17 protein-coding genes are annotated in these 14,085 nt (G+C 61.5%); all 17 read left to right on the plus strand.

Features of this window, described 5'->3' with window-relative positions:
- Positions 1-105 precede the first annotated feature (105 nt).
- The 17 genes from ACR0MM_RS17295 (at position 106) to ACR0MM_RS17375 (ending at position 14,002) form a co-directional block, all read left to right on the plus strand.
- The gene (locus ACR0MM_RS17295) at positions 106-441 is read left to right on the plus strand and encodes an ArsR/SmtB family transcription factor (protein ID WP_170342961.1); all 336 of its coding nucleotides are present in this window, start codon (positions 106-108) and stop codon (positions 439-441) included.
- Positions 434-889, plus strand: a complete 456-nt coding sequence (locus tag ACR0MM_RS17300) for an SRPBCC domain-containing protein (protein ID WP_170343461.1) — start codon at positions 434-436, stop codon at positions 887-889. The genes ACR0MM_RS17295 and ACR0MM_RS17300 overlap by 8 nt, the downstream gene beginning before the upstream one ends.
- Before the next feature lie 150 nt (positions 890-1,039).
- A complete protein-coding gene (locus ACR0MM_RS17305) occupies positions 1,040-1,255 on the plus strand; it encodes a DUF1127 domain-containing protein (RefSeq protein ID WP_170343462.1) in 216 nt (71 codons plus the stop codon).
- Positions 1,256-1,448: 193 nt separating this feature from the next.
- A complete protein-coding gene (locus tag ACR0MM_RS17310) occupies positions 1,449-2,279 on the plus strand; it encodes a hypothetical protein (protein WP_480697562.1) in 831 nt (276 codons plus the stop codon).
- A 149-nt stretch (positions 2,280-2,428) separates the two neighbouring features.
- Entirely contained in the window at positions 2,429-2,902 is a 474-nt protein-coding gene (gene rplO / locus ACR0MM_RS17315; RefSeq protein ID WP_170342955.1) for a 50S ribosomal protein L15, read from the plus strand.
- A gap of 109 nt (positions 2,903-3,011) precedes the next feature.
- A complete protein-coding gene (gene secY / locus ACR0MM_RS17320) occupies positions 3,012-4,376 on the plus strand; it encodes a preprotein translocase subunit SecY (RefSeq protein ID WP_093965375.1) in 1,365 nt (454 codons plus the stop codon).
- Positions 4,373-5,017, plus strand: coding sequence for an adenylate kinase (locus ACR0MM_RS17325; protein ID WP_170343464.1), 645 nt, complete (start codon positions 4,373-4,375; stop codon positions 5,015-5,017). The genes secY and ACR0MM_RS17325 overlap by 4 nt, the downstream gene beginning before the upstream one ends.
- Before the next feature lie 199 nt (positions 5,018-5,216).
- Entirely contained in the window at positions 5,217-5,585 is a 369-nt protein-coding gene (rpsM, locus tag ACR0MM_RS17330; RefSeq protein ID WP_093965378.1) for a 30S ribosomal protein S13, read from the plus strand.
- 15 nt (positions 5,586-5,600) lie between these two features.
- Entirely contained in the window at positions 5,601-5,990 is a 390-nt protein-coding gene (gene rpsK, locus ACR0MM_RS17335; protein ID WP_093965380.1) for a 30S ribosomal protein S11, read from the plus strand.
- Positions 5,991-6,106: 116 nt separating this feature from the next.
- Positions 6,107-7,123, plus strand: coding sequence for a DNA-directed RNA polymerase subunit alpha (locus ACR0MM_RS17340; RefSeq protein WP_170342951.1), 1,017 nt, complete (start codon positions 6,107-6,109; stop codon positions 7,121-7,123).
- 118 nt (positions 7,124-7,241) lie between these two features.
- On the plus strand, positions 7,242-7,667 hold the full coding sequence (gene rplQ / locus ACR0MM_RS17345; RefSeq protein ID WP_170583305.1) for a 50S ribosomal protein L17: 426 nt from the start codon (positions 7,242-7,244) through the stop codon (positions 7,665-7,667).
- Between the two features lie 171 nt (positions 7,668-7,838).
- On the plus strand, positions 7,839-9,224 hold the full coding sequence (locus ACR0MM_RS17350) for a trypsin-like peptidase domain-containing protein (RefSeq protein WP_480697564.1): 1,386 nt from the start codon (positions 7,839-7,841) through the stop codon (positions 9,222-9,224).
- A 4-nt stretch (positions 9,225-9,228) separates the two neighbouring features.
- On the plus strand, positions 9,229-10,542 hold the full coding sequence (locus ACR0MM_RS17355) for a replication-associated recombination protein A (RefSeq protein WP_480697566.1): 1,314 nt from the start codon (positions 9,229-9,231) through the stop codon (positions 10,540-10,542).
- Positions 10,543-10,638: 96 nt separating this feature from the next.
- On the plus strand, positions 10,639-11,445 hold the full coding sequence (locus ACR0MM_RS17360; RefSeq protein WP_480697568.1) for a crotonase/enoyl-CoA hydratase family protein: 807 nt from the start codon (positions 10,639-10,641) through the stop codon (positions 11,443-11,445).
- Between the two features lie 133 nt (positions 11,446-11,578).
- On the plus strand, positions 11,579-12,622 hold the full coding sequence (locus ACR0MM_RS17365) for an RluA family pseudouridine synthase (protein ID WP_480697570.1): 1,044 nt from the start codon (positions 11,579-11,581) through the stop codon (positions 12,620-12,622).
- The gene (locus ACR0MM_RS17370; RefSeq protein ID WP_480697572.1) at positions 12,619-13,290 is read left to right on the plus strand and encodes an HAD-IA family hydrolase; all 672 of its coding nucleotides are present in this window, start codon (positions 12,619-12,621) and stop codon (positions 13,288-13,290) included. Before ACR0MM_RS17365 ends, ACR0MM_RS17370 begins: the two co-directional genes overlap by 4 nt.
- Positions 13,291-13,294: 4 nt before the next feature.
- On the plus strand, positions 13,295-14,002 hold the full coding sequence (locus ACR0MM_RS17375; RefSeq protein WP_480697574.1) for an ATP12 family chaperone protein: 708 nt from the start codon (positions 13,295-13,297) through the stop codon (positions 14,000-14,002).
- Positions 14,003-14,085 lie beyond the last annotated feature (83 nt).

A 14,085-nucleotide genomic window follows, 5' to 3' on the forward strand; every position in this document is an offset into this window, starting at 1 on the left:
CAGGTAGACACCTTTTTTGCCCTCTGTCCTGACCTTTAAATTTAAAACATAGCCAAACGGCTAACTTTTTCTTGACGCGGGCGGCGCGTTGAAATACTTAGCCTAATGGCTAACAAACTCGATACATTTTTTTCTGCGCTGGCCGATCCGACCCGGCGTGCCGTGATCGAACGGCTGATCACTGGCCCAGCGGCCGTGTCAGAGCTGCACGAAGCGCACGACATGGCTCTTCCTTCGTTTCTGAAGCATCTCGGCAAACTGGAATCCGCTGGAATGATCCGTTCGGAGAAGATCGGTCGGGTTCGCATGTTGCATATCGAAGCCGCCCCGATCGCCGAGGCGGAAGGTTGGTTGAAACAACAACGTCACCTCTGGGAAGGCCGGCTGGATCGCCTGTCTGCACTTGCCGAGCAAATTGAAAAGGAATCCGATGATGGCTGATTACGAAACTTTGATCCTGGAACGCGAGATTTCCTGCGCTCCCGACCGGCTGTTTCAGGTGTTGACCGACCGCGAGTTACGCCAGAAATGGGCCGCACCAGACGATGAAAGCGTAGTTCTGATTGATGTTTTTGACTGTCGACCCGGAGGCCGTGAGGAAACGCGGTGTGGACCGAAAGAGGCGCCAGAGTTCAATACGACCAGCCTGTTCCACGTGGTCTCGCCGGAGTTTCTTTCATTGACCGAAACACTGGTCATTCAGGGAGAGTTGGTCTCGGTCTCGCTGTGCGGACACGAAATCATGCCGAATGGCCAAGGCAGTACGCTGCGCGTCACGTTGCAGATCACAAGCCTGGCCGGGCCAGAACTATTTCAGGACTACAAAGGTGGCTGGTCTGCTGCTTTGGACAACCTGTCCCGGCTTGCGGCCGGTAGCGGTCACTCCTGATTTGCGCCGCTATGCCAAAAATGCATAGCGGCCAGTCCAAAACCATCGTTGTTAGCGATAACTGAACTCCCTATCTCAACCCTGTCCAAGACAGGAACCAAGTAAGTGACATCGGGGAATACGCCCCGACATTCGAAAGGAAATGAGATAATGGCACACACAGCGACCCTGACACATGGCGGCTTCAACCTGACCGCCCGTATCGCAAACCTGATCGAGCGCGTGAAAGAAAACCGCGCCCGGGCCAGCGAGTACACCCGCACGTATACCGAGTTGCAGCGTCTGAGCGACCGCGAGTTGAACGACATCGGCATCCGCCGGTGCGACATCGCCGACATCGCCCGTGAGCACGCCTACTGCTCGTAAGATACGGGACGACAACATATGAAGCAGAGGCGCCCAAGTGGCGCCTCTTTTGTGTTTACGGATCCCACACGGGCAGGAAAATAGCTGGTACCACAACTGCGACGTTGCACGGCGCCGGGAATTGGGTCACTCCAATGCAGGCAAGCCGTCAAGGCATGAACACATTGGGCAGAGAGGGCAGAGAGGGCAGAACATGGCACGGGACTTCCAGATTGCAATGCTGTGGGTCGAGGGGCCGCTCAGCTTTTTGGAACTGCTGTGCATCCAGTCGTACTTGGATATGGGCCACAGCGTGCGGATTTATACCTATAGCAATGTGACGAACATCCCCGAGGGTGTCGAGCACCGTGATGCCCGCGAGATCCTGCCGGATTCCGAATTTATCACTCATGAGCGGACCAATAGCCCCGCGCCGCATTCCGACAAGTTCCGCTACCGGATGCTGGCTCAGGAGCCCGACCTGATCTGGGCCGACACCGATGCCTATTGCCTGAAACCCTATTCAACGGCGAATGGTCATTACTATGGGTATCTCGAGGGTGAGGTGGCGATCGGGGTTCTGGGCCTGCCGCAGGACAGTGAAACCCTGGCCAAGCTGATCGAGTACACGAATGATCCCTACCTTATTCCGCCTTGGTTACCCCCGCGCCACCGCCGACCGCTGGAAGAGGCGCGGGACGCCGGAAATCCGACCAACGTTCCCGAGGCGTTGTGGGGCGTGTGGGGGCCGAAGGCATTCGCTTGGGCACTCAAGCAAACGGGCGAAATAAAATATGTCCTGCCGGAGCATGTTTTCTATCCGATCAACTTTTCGCGCCGACGAGCCCTTGCCCGGCCGAACGAAAATCTTGACCGGTTTTTTCACGAGGATACCGTCTCGATCCATTTGTACGGGCGCCGGATGCGGGCGATCATGCGCAAGAACCATGGTGGAATACCACATCCCGACAGCCTGGTCGGGCGACTTGTGGCCAAACATGGAATTGTGCCCAAAGACGCGCCCATTGCTGGCCGCGACGACTGAGCCGCTGCTGCCGGGCAATCAAAACTTGCAACTCGGGGCGCGAGGCTGTACTGCGCTCCGGTGGCGTGTTTGCCACGAGAATCAAAACCAAGAAATGCCGTGTTTGGCCCATTACGCTTCGGGGTCATATCCGGCTTAGGAGAAGCGACATGAAACTGCACGAATTGCGCGACAATCCCGGCGCTGTCAAGAAACGCACCCGCGTTGGCCGTGGTCCCGGCTCTGGCAAGGGTAAAATGGGTGGCCGCGGTATCAAAGGCCAGAAATCTCGTTCGGGTGTGGCCATCAACGGCTACGAAGGCGGCCAGATGCCGCTGTATCAGCGCCTGCCCAAGCGCGGCTTCAACAAGCCGAACCGCAAGGAATTTGCCGTCATCAACCTGGGCCTGATCCAGAAATTCGTCGACGCCGGCAAACTGGACGTTAAATCGGCCATCACCGAGGACGCACTGGTTGCCTCGGGTCTGGTGCGCCGCAAGCTGGACGGTATCCGCGTTCTGGCCAAAGGCGAAATCAGCGCCAAGCTGAACCTGGAAGTGACCGGCGCCTCGAAAGCGGCGATCGAAGCCGTGGAAAAAGCGGGCGGTTCACTGAAGGTCACAAAAGCCGCTGCGGCAGAGTAAGCGCTTGTGAGCGGGCGCCGACCCGCTTACATAGACCTCAGAGTTTTCCAAGACGCCGCCCGAGCCGGAAAACGGTTCCGGGCGGCGTTTTCATAAGAGAGACCGATTTATGGTATCAGCAGCAGAACAAATGGCAGCCAACACAAGCTGGGCTGCTCTGGGCAAGGCCACCGATCTGCGCAACCGCATCCTGTTCACGCTGGGTTTGCTGATCGTCTATCGTCTGGGCACCTTCATTCCGGTGCCGGGGATCGACGGTCAGGCGCTGCGCGAGTTCATGGAACAGGCGGGGCAGGGCATCGGTGGGATGGTTTCGATGTTCACCGGCGGGGCGCTGGGGCGGATGGGTATCTTTGCCCTCGGCATCATGCCCTATATCTCGGCATCGATCATCGTACAGCTGCTGACCTCGATGGTGCCCGCGCTCGAACAACTCAAGAAAGAGGGCGAGCAGGGCCGCAAGAAGATCAACCAGTACACCCGTTTCGGCACCGTGGCGCTGGCCACTGTGCAGGCCTATGGCTTGGCGGTTTCTCTGGAATCGGGCGATTTGGCCACCGATCCGGGTCTGTATTTCCGCCTGTCGACGATGATCACTCTGGTCGGCGGCACCATGTTCCTGATGTGGCTGGGTGAACAGATCACCGCGCGCGGCATCGGCAACGGCATCTCGCTGATCATTTTTGTCGGCATCATCGCCGAGGTTCCTGCCGCGCTGGCCCAGTTCCTTGCCTCGGGCCGTTCGGGCGCGATCAGCCCGGCCGTGATCGTCGGCGTGATCGTGATGGTGATCGCCGTTATCACCTTCGTGGTGTTCATGGAACGCGCGCTGCGCAAGATCCACATCCAGTACCCGCGCCGCAATGTCGGCATGAAGGTCTATGAGGGCGGCTCGAGCCACCTGCCGGTCAAGGTCAACCCGGCCGGCGTGATTCCGGCGATCTTCGCCAGCTCGCTGCTGCTGCTGCCGGTCACGATCTCGACCTTTTCGTCGGGCGCTGCAAACGGACCGATCATGTCGTGGCTGCTGGCCAATTTCGGACCGGGACAGCCGCTTTATCTGCTGTTCTTTGCGTCGATGATCGTGTTCTTTGCCTACTTCTACACGTTCAACGTGTCGTTCAAACCGGATGACGTGGCGGACAACCTGAAAAAGCAGAACGGCTTTGTGCCCGGCATTCGCCCCGGCAAAAAGACCGCCGAATATCTGGAATACGTGGTCAACCGCGTACTGGTTCTGGGCTCGGCCTATCTGGCGGCGGTCTGCCTGCTGCCTGAAATTCTGCGCGGCCAGTTCGCCATCCCGTTCTATTTCGGCGGCACCTCGGTTCTGATCATCGTCTCTGTGACCATGGACACGATCCAACAGGTTCAGAGCCACCTGTTGGCGCATCAATACGAAGGGCTGATCGAAAAGTCCCAGTTGCGCGGTAAAGGCAAGAAACGCGGCAGGAAGGGACCCGCTCGTCGATGAATATCATTCTTCTGGGCCCCCCGGGGGCAGGCAAGGGTACGCAGGCACGTCACCTGGTTGAAACGCGGGGCATGATCCAGCTCAGCACCGGTGACATGCTGCGCGAGGCCCGCAGCTCGGGAACCGAGATGGGCAAGAAGGTGGCCGCGATCATGGACGCGGGCAAGCTTGTCACCGACGAGATCGTGATTGGCCTGATCGAAGAGAAACTGACCACCGAAAAGGGCGCAGGCTTCATCTTCGACGGCTTCCCGCGAACCTTGGCCCAGGCTGACGCCTTGTCGGCCCTTCTGACCAAGCTGGGCCAGTCGCTGCACACCGTGATCGAAATGCGCGTGGATGACGAGGCCCTGGTTGATCGGATCACTGCCCGGTCGACCTGTGGCGGTTGCGGCGAGGTCTACAATGACAAGACCAAACCGATCCCGGCCGATGGTAAATGCACCAATTGCGGCAAGGAAAACGATTTCGTCCGTCGTGCCGACGACAACGAGGAAAGCCTGCGCACCCGGCTTATGGAGTATTACAAAAAGACCTCGCCGTTGATTGGCTATTACTACGCCAAGGGCGATCTTCGACCGGTGAACGGGCTGGCGGACATCAAGGAAGTCCGGGCCTCGATCGCAGCCATATTGGGTTAAGCTTGCAAAGGGCTTGACGCCAAGCGCAAAAGCCCATATCGACCCCCATCCCTTTGGGGAATCAATCGCGCACGCGGGATTCGTTCCGCATGTATAGACCACCTCGAATAATGCTGAACCCTCTGGCCACACTGCCACGGTTAGGCGTTGTGAAAAAAGGTTCTGGAACTACGGAACCGCAACGAAAGGAAAGTGACACGTGGCACGTATTGCCGGCGTAAACATCCCGACTGCAAAGCGGGTACCAATCGCCCTCACATATATCACCGGTATCGGCAACACCTCGGCCAAAGCGATCTGCGAAGCCGTTGGCATCGACACGACCCGTCGCGTCAATGAACTGTCGGATGCCGAAGTTCTGGCCATCCGCGAATACATCGACGCCAACTTCACCGTCGAAGGTGACCTGCGTCGCGAAGTTCAGATGAACATCAAGCGTCTGATGGACCTGGGCTGCTATCGCGGTCTGCGTCACCGCCGCAACCTGCCGGTTCGCGGTCAGCGTACCCACACCAACGCTCGTACCCGCAAAGGCCCCGCAAAGGCCATTGCTGGTAAGAAGAAATAAGGGAGGGTCTGACTGATGGCACGTGACAAGACTCGCGTTAAGCGCAAAGAGCGTAAGAACATCGCATCGGGCGTCGCCCATGTGAACTCGACCTTCAACAACACCAAGATCCTGATCTCGGACGTGCAGGGCAACGCCATCGCTTGGTCGTCGGCCGGCACCATGGGCTTCAAGGGATCGCGGAAATCGACCCCCTACGCCGCTCAGATGGCTGCAGAAGACGCAGGCAAGAAGGCGCAGGAACATGGCGTCAAGACGCTGGAAGTCGAAGTTCAGGGCCCCGGTTCGGGTCGTGAATCGGCTCTGCGTGCGCTGGCTGCCGTGGGCTTCAATATCACGTCGATCCGCGACGTGACCCCGATTGCCCACAATGGCTGCCGCCCGCCGAAGCGCCGCCGCGTCTAACCGATCGAATTACCAGGCTGGGGCCGTGTTTTTACACGGCCCCGGTTCGCCGTTTTGAAACCTCGGGCGTCTGCACCTGATTGGTCATGGGGCGCAGACAGGAATGGAGGGATTACATGATCCACAAGAATTGGGCAGAATTGATCAAGCCGACCCAGCTGGAAGGCAAGCCGGGCAACGATCCCGCGCGGCAGGCAACCCTGGTTGCGGAGCCGCTGGAGCGTGGCTTTGGTCTGACCCTGGGCAACGCGCTGCGCCGTGTTCTGATGAGCTCGCTGCAAGGCGCGGCCATCACCAGCGTCCAGATCGACAACGTCCTGCACGAGTTCAGCTCGGTCGCAGGCGTTCGTGAAGACGTCACCGACATCATCCTGAACCTCAAGCAGGTTGCTCTGCGCATGGAAGTCGAAGGGCCCAAGCGCCTGTCGATCAATGCCAAAGGCCCCGCAGTTGTCACCGCCGGTGATATCAGCGAAAGCGCCGGCATCGAGGTTCTGAACCGTGATCACGTCATCTGCCACCTGGACGATGGCGCCGAGCTGTTCATGGAACTGACCGTCAACACTGGCAAAGGCTATGTCTCGGCCGAGAAGAACAAGCCCGAAGATGCACCCATCGGCCTGATCCCGATCGACGCGATCTATTCGCCGGTCAAGAAGGTCGCCTATGACGTTCAGCCGACCCGTGAAGGTCAGGTTCTGGACTATGACAAGCTGACCATGAAGATCGAAACCGACGGCTCGATCACACCCGAGGACGCGCTGGCCTTTGCCGCGCGCATCCTGCAGGATCAGCTGTCGATCTTCGTCAACTTCGACGAACCGGAATCGGCTGGCCGCCAGGACGAGGACGATGGTCTGGAGTTCAACCCGCTGCTGCTGAAGAAAGTGGACGAGCTGGAGCTGTCGGTCCGTTCGGCAAACTGCCTGAAGAACGACAACATCGTCTATATCGGCGATCTGATCCAGAAGACCGAAGCCGAGATGCTGCGCACTCCGAACTTCGGCCGCAAGTCGCTGAACGAGATCAAGGAAGTGCTGTCCGGCATGGGTCTGCACCTCGGCATGGATGTCGAGGATTGGCCGCCCGACAACATCGAAGATCTGGCGAAGAAATTCGAAGACGCGTTCTAAGCGCGTCTTCGCCAATGCCCGGGCTGCCGGGGACCGTATGGGCATTTCCGCCCCAAGGAGAGCCGGTGACACGCATCGCCGGCCAGACAAAGCAAAACGCGAAAGAAGGAATTGAAAAATGCGTCACGCACGTGGTTACCGCCGCCTGAACCGTACTCATGAGCACCGCAAGGCCCTGTTCTCGAACATGGCCGGCTCGCTGATCGAGCACGAACAGATCAAGACGACCCTGCCCAAGGCAAAAGAACTGCGCCCGATCGTTGAAAAACTGATCACCTTGGGCAAGCGCGGCGATCTGCACGCCCGCCGTCAGGCCGCAGCTCAGCTGAAGGAAGACAAGGACGTCGCCAAGCTGTTCGAAGTTCTGGGCCCCCGCTATGCCGAGCGTCAGGGCGGTTACGTCCGCATCCTGAAGGCTGGCTTCCGCTATGGCGACATGGCTCCGATGGCGATCATCGAATTCGTTGATCGTGACATCGACGCCAAAGGCGCAGCCGACAAGGCCCGCGTCGCCGCCGAAGAAGTGGACGTTGACGAAGAATAAGAACCGGCTGCATTGCCGCTTCAAGGCCCCTGTCCGGATATCCCGGTCAGGGGCTTTTTCTTGTGGATCGCCTCGCTCACGGCGGACATGGCAGCGGCAAGGTTTCGCGTGCTCTATTGCATTCGCGTGCCGACCTCCGCATATCTTCGGCGGATGATGAACGGAGCTGTCATGATACGCACGATCCTGGCCGTATGCCTGATGACACTGGCCACCCATGCCGGTGCCGAGACACGGGTTCCTCAGTCACAGGTCGAGATTTCGATGGGTTTTGCCCCGGTGGTCAAAAAGGCGGCCCCGGCGGTGGTGAACATCTATGCCAAGATCGTCCGGCCTGGACGCAGCAGTCCGATTTTCACGGATCCGTTCTTTCGCGACTTTTTCGGCGGTGGGTTCGGTGCACCGCGGCCGCGGGTGCAAAACTCGCTGGGGTCGGGCGTCATCCTGACCGAGGACGGCTATGTCGTCTCGAACTATCACGTTGTCGGCACCGCGACCGAGATCCGGGTCGTGACCACGGATCGTCGCGAGTTCCAGGCCGAGGTCGTTCTGGGCGACGAGGAAAGCGACATCGCCATCCTGCGCCTGCAGGATGCTCAAGGACTGCCGTTCCTGCGTCTGCGGGATTCTGACTATGTCGAGGTGGGGGAGTTGGCCTTGGCCATCGGCAACCCGTTCGGCGTGGGGCAGACCGTGTCGTCTGGCATCATCTCGGGGCTGGCGCGGTCTGGCACCGCCACCGGCAATGCACGGGGCTATTTCATCCAGACAGACGCGCCCATCAACCCGGGCAATTCCGGTGGCGCCCTGATCGACGTGAATGGTGACCTGATCGGCATCAACACCTCGATCCTGACGCGGTCGGGTGGGTCCAATGGGATTGGCTTCGCCATTCCGGCCAATCTGGTCGCAGAGTTTCTGCGGCAGGCCCAGGAAGGAAACGATGGTTTCGTCAGCCCTTGGGCGGGTATGGCCGGACAGACCATGAGCGCCGACATCGCCGAATCCCTTGGGCTTTCGTTGCCGCAAGGCGTTGTGATCTCGGACCTCCATCCGCTCAGCCCGTTGGCCGAGGCCGGCCTGCGGGTCGGGGACATCGTCACGCATGTGGACGGCGAAGAGGTGAATTCTCCGGCTGAGATGAAGTTCCGCATGTCTGTGGCGGGTGTTGGTGGGACATCCGTTCTGACCCGGCTCCGCGGTAGCGAGCGTGCTGAGGTCAGCGTCGATCTGGTGCCCGCGCCCGAGACGCCTCCGGCCGAGGAAACCACTCTGGACGATCGCACGGTTCTGCCGGGTATGACGGTTGCGCGCATCAACCCGGCAATGATTGCCAAGATGGGCCTGCTTCTGTCGCAGACCGGGGTGGTCGTGGTCGACCCCGGCCCATATGGTGCTCGGGCCGGCTTGCGGCCCGGCGATGTCATTAATGCCGTGAACGGGCGACATGCTGAACGCCCGCGCGACATCGTTCGGGCGTTGCGCGATCCGGGGCGGCGGGTGCAGATCGACCTGGTGCGCGGTGGCAAGCCTGTGTCGTTGCGGTTCAGGCTCTGACGGCATGAGTGACCTTTTCGACACCGAAGGCCAGTCCTCGGAACCGGCCCCGAACCGCCCGCTGGCCGACCGCCTGCGGCCCCAGGCGCTGTCCGACGTGATCGGGCAGCAACAGGTTCTGGGCTCAGAGGCGCCGCTGGGGGTGATGCTGGCGTCGGGCAGCCTGTCCAGCCTGATCTTCTGGGGGCCACCGGGGGTGGGCAAAACCACGATCGCGCGGCTGCTGGCCAAGGAAACCGACCTTCATTTCGAACAGATCAGCGCGATCTTCACCGGTGTTCCTGACCTCAAGAAGGTGTTCGAGGCCGCCAAGTTGCGGCGGCGGAACGGCAAGGGGACGCTGTTGTTCGTGGATGAGATCCATCGTTTCAACAAGGCCCAGCAAGACGGGTTCCTGCCGCATATGGAGGACGGGACGATCCTTCTGGTGGGCGCGACCACCGAAAACCCCTCGTTCGAGTTGAACGCCGCCGTGCTCAGCCGCGCGCAGGTGCTGGTGCTGGAGCGGCTGGGGCTGGCCGATCTGGAACGCCTGACACAGCGTGCCGAAAAAGAGCTGGGCAAGGCGCTGCCCCTGACACCCGCGGCGCGGGACGCGCTGCAGGAAATGGCGGATGGAGACGGCCGGGCGTTGTTGAACCTGATCGAACAGATCGCGGCCTGGTCGGTGGACGCGCCGCTGGACCCCGACGCGTTGGCCAAGCGCCTGATGCGCCGCGCCGCGAAATACGACAAGTCGGGGGACGAGCACTACAATTTGATCTCGGCGCTGCACAAATCGGTGCGCGGGTCCGACCCGGATGCGGCGCTGTACTGGTTTGCTCGGATGCTGACCGGTGGCGAGGATCCGCGGTACTTGGCCCGCCGCATCACCCGGATGGCGGTCGAGGACATAGGTCTGGCCGATCCGCAGGCCCAATCGATCTGCCTGCATGCCTGGGAAGTGTACGAGCGGCTCGGGTCGCCCGAGGGTGAGTTGGCGCTGGCGCAGGCCGTCGTCTATCTGGCGCTGGCGCCCAAATCCAACGGGGCTTATGTGGGCTACAAGGCGGCGATGCGCTTGGCCAAGCAGTCGGGCAGCGAGCCGCCGCCCAAACACATCCTGAATGCGCCGACCGGGTTGATGAAGGATCAGGGCTACGGCGCGGGCTATGCCTATGACCACGATGCTGAGGACGGGTTCTCGGGGCAGAACTACTTTCCTGAGACCATGAAGCGCCCGGTCCTGTACCAGCCGGTTGAACGCGGGTTCGAGCGCGAATTGAAAAAGCGTCTGGACTACTTTTCGAAACTGCGCAGTCGACGCAAGGGGCCGTGACGCAAGGTCAGATCAGGCCGTGCCGTCGCGTTCTGCGCGACACCCAAGGCGTGCCCGGGTTTCCCTAGGGTTACATGCCGCCAGGGAGGAGCACAGATGACCGTTTCCATAGACAAAACAGACGACGTGTGGACCATCATCCACGACCGGCCCCAGGCCAGAAACGCCGCGGATGCCGAACACGCGACAGCACTGGCCGAGGCCTTCATCGCCTTCGAGGACAGCACGGCCAAGGCCGCTGTGTTCTGGGGCAAGGGTGGCAATTTCTGCGCGGGCTGGGACCTCAAGATGGCAGCCACGCTGTCTGACCCGGACCTGCGCGAGCCCTATTTCGACAAGCACGCTTTTCCGATCGGGGCGGCGCCGTCGTTGCTTGGGCCGATGGGCCCATCGCGGCTGGAGCTGTCAAAGCCGGTCATCGGCGCAATCGAGGGTGCCGCAGTGGCCGGCGGCATGGAACTGGCCCTGTGGTGCGACATCCGGGTGATGGCTGAGGACGCCTATATGGGCGTCTATTGCCGCCGCTGGGGGATCACACTGATGGATGGCGGTTCGGTGCGTCTGCCGCGGCTGGTCGGGCAGGGCAAGGCGCTCGAGATCGCGCTGACGGGGCGCAAGGTCAGGGCTGACGAGTGCGAACGGATCGGGCTGGCTGAGAAAATCGTGCCGCAGGGTGAAACCCGCATGGCGGCCGAAGCGATGGCGCACGAGATTGCCCGGTTCCCGCAGGAGGCCGTCCGCGCCGACCGCCGCTCGATCATCGAAACCCGGGGGATGCCGATGCGCGAGGCGTTGAAGGTCGAATGGGCCAACGGGCTGGACGCCATCCGCCGCGAGGGCACATCCGGCGCGGCTCGGTTCCGCGATGGGGCCGGGCGGCACGGGGATTTCACCGATATATGAGCGGCCTTGGCCCGCGAACCCGTAAGCCTGCTTGACTCTTGCCGTGCGGCGCGCGACAGACGCGGATGTTTTCTGAGGCACTGACACGGGCGATTTTCCGGGCGCGCAGCATCCGGTCGCAAGGGGTATTGGCATGAGCGGCGTACAGATGATCACGGTCGAGCCGGGCGACGGCGACCAACGGTTGGACCGCTGGTTGCGGCGCCTGTTCCCGCATGTCAGCCAGGGCCGGATCGAAAAGATGTGCCGCAAGGGTGAACTGCGGGTGGACGGGGGGCGGGTCAAGGGCTCGACCCGGCTGCAGGCGGGGCAGGTGGTGCGTGTGCCGCCCCTGCCGGACCCGGATCACAAACCGGCCCCGGCCCGCCCGCGCGTGACCGATGCCGATGCGAAAATGATCCAGTCCTGCGTGATCTATCGCGACGACCACGTGCTGGCCCTGAACAAGCCCCACGGCCTGCCCGTTCAGGGCGGCAGCGGTCAGGCCCGGCATGTGGACGGCCTCGCCGAGGCGCTGCGCTTTGGCTATGACGAGAACCCGCGGCTGGTGCACCGGCTCGACAAGGACACCTCGGGCGTGCTGCTGATGGCGCGTACGCGCGAAGCGGCCAAGGGGCTGACCGCAGCCTTCCGGCACCGCAATACGCGCAAGATCTACTGGGCTCTGGTGGCTGGTGTGCCGACGCCGTATCTGGGCGAGATCAAGACCGGGCTGGTCAAGGCCCCCGGCCATGGCAAGCAGGGCGAGGGCGAAAAGATGATCGCCGTCCACCTGAACGAGATCGACAGCACGCCGGGCGCCAAACGGGCCCATACGCTTTATGCCACGCTGTATCGGGTGGCGGGGCGTGCATCTTGGGTCGCGATGGAGCCCGTCACCGGCCGCACGCACCAGTTGCGCGCGCACATGGCGGCCATCGGGCACCCGATCATCGGCGATGGTAAGTACGGCGGCTCGGGTCAGGAAAACCTGGGCGATGGCTGGGGCGCACAATTGGGTGGGGTCATCAGCAAGAAGCTGCATCTGCACGCCCGAACTGCGTCGTTCAACCATCCGATGACCGGCAAGCAGGTCACGATCAACGCCCCGCTGCCGCCGCACATGAAGGACAGCTGGGATACTTTGGGCTGGACAGAGGATCTGGCCGCCGAGGACCCGTTCGAGGAGTTGCAATGACCGCGCCTCTGCGCCTGGTTCTGTTCGATGTCGACGGGACGCTGGTGGACAGCCAGGCCAGCATCGTGTCAGCCATGACCGCCAGTTTTCAGGCTCTGTCCCTTCCGGTGCCGGATCGCGCGGCGATCCTGTCGATCGTGGGGCTGTCCTTGGCGATTGCAATCGCGCGCCTCGCGCCGGATCAGTCGCCGGCAACTCAACACCGTTTGGTCGAGGGTTACAAAGAGGCGTATCACGCTCATCGGCTTGAGATGGGGGCAGCAAGTTCACCGCTCTATCCCGGCGCGCGCGAGGTTATCGGATCGTTGCAGGCCGTGCCCGAGATCCTTCTGGGCGTGGCGACGGGTAAATCGGAGCGGGGGTTGGATGCCTTGCTCGAGGCGCACGGGTTGGATTCGGTCTTCGTTACCCGTCAGGTGGCGGACCATCATCCTTCCAAGCCGCATCCCTCGATGATCGAAACGGCGCTTTTTGAAACAGGGGTTTCGGCCGGTGACGCCGTGATGATCGGCGACACAAGCTTTGACATGGAAATGGCGCGGGCCGCCGGGGTTGCAGGGATCGGTGTGGGCTGGGGCTATCATGAACGGTCGCAGCTGGGTGCGGCGTCCGCGGTGATCGACCGGTTCGAGCAGTTGCCTGGCGTCCTGGCCGAAGTCTGGGGATAACGATATGAGTGAGTGGAAACCGAAACGCTTTTGGACAGCCAGTGCAGTGGTCGCGACCGATGGCGGCTATACCGTCGAGTTGGACGGCCGCCGCGTACGGACACCGGCCAAGGCTGCTCTGGTCCTGTCCACCCGGGCCATGGCCGAGGCGGTGGCCCGCGAATGGGATGCGCAGGAAAAGGAAATCGATCCGGCGACAATGCCCTTCACCCGCTCGGCCAACGCGGCAATCGACAAGGTGCAGCATCAGCACGCGGAAGTGGCCGACATGTTGTCGGACTATGGCGATTCGGACCTGCTGTGCTATCGCGCAACCCACCCCGAAGTCCTGATCGAACGTCAGCGCCGCGAATGGGATCCCGCGCTGGACTGGGCCGCGGAAACGCTGGGCGCCAGACTGATCCCGGTCGAAGGCGTCCGGCATCAGCCTCAGGCCCCCGAGGCGCTGGATCGGCTGCGTCGGCAGGTTCACGACCTGGACGCGTTCCGTCTGGCGGCGTTTCACGACCTTGTGAGTCTGTCGGGTTCGTTGATTCTGGGTTTTGCCGCTGCCCAAAACTGGCGCAACCCGGACGAGATATGGCGCATTTCTCGGCTGGATGAATCGTGGCAGGCCGAGCAATGGGGGGATGACGACGAGGCGGTCCAAGCCGCCGAACTGAAGAAGATCGCCTTTTTGCACGCGAAAACCTTCTATGATCTATCGGTTTGAGCCTTTCTGGTCCTGATTTGAGAGGCTTGGGCAGTTGCCTTGCCGGGAACATATCGTTTTCACTGATCCGACCCTTGACGTTT

The organism is Ruegeria sp. BC6 (genome assembly GCF_056539185.1).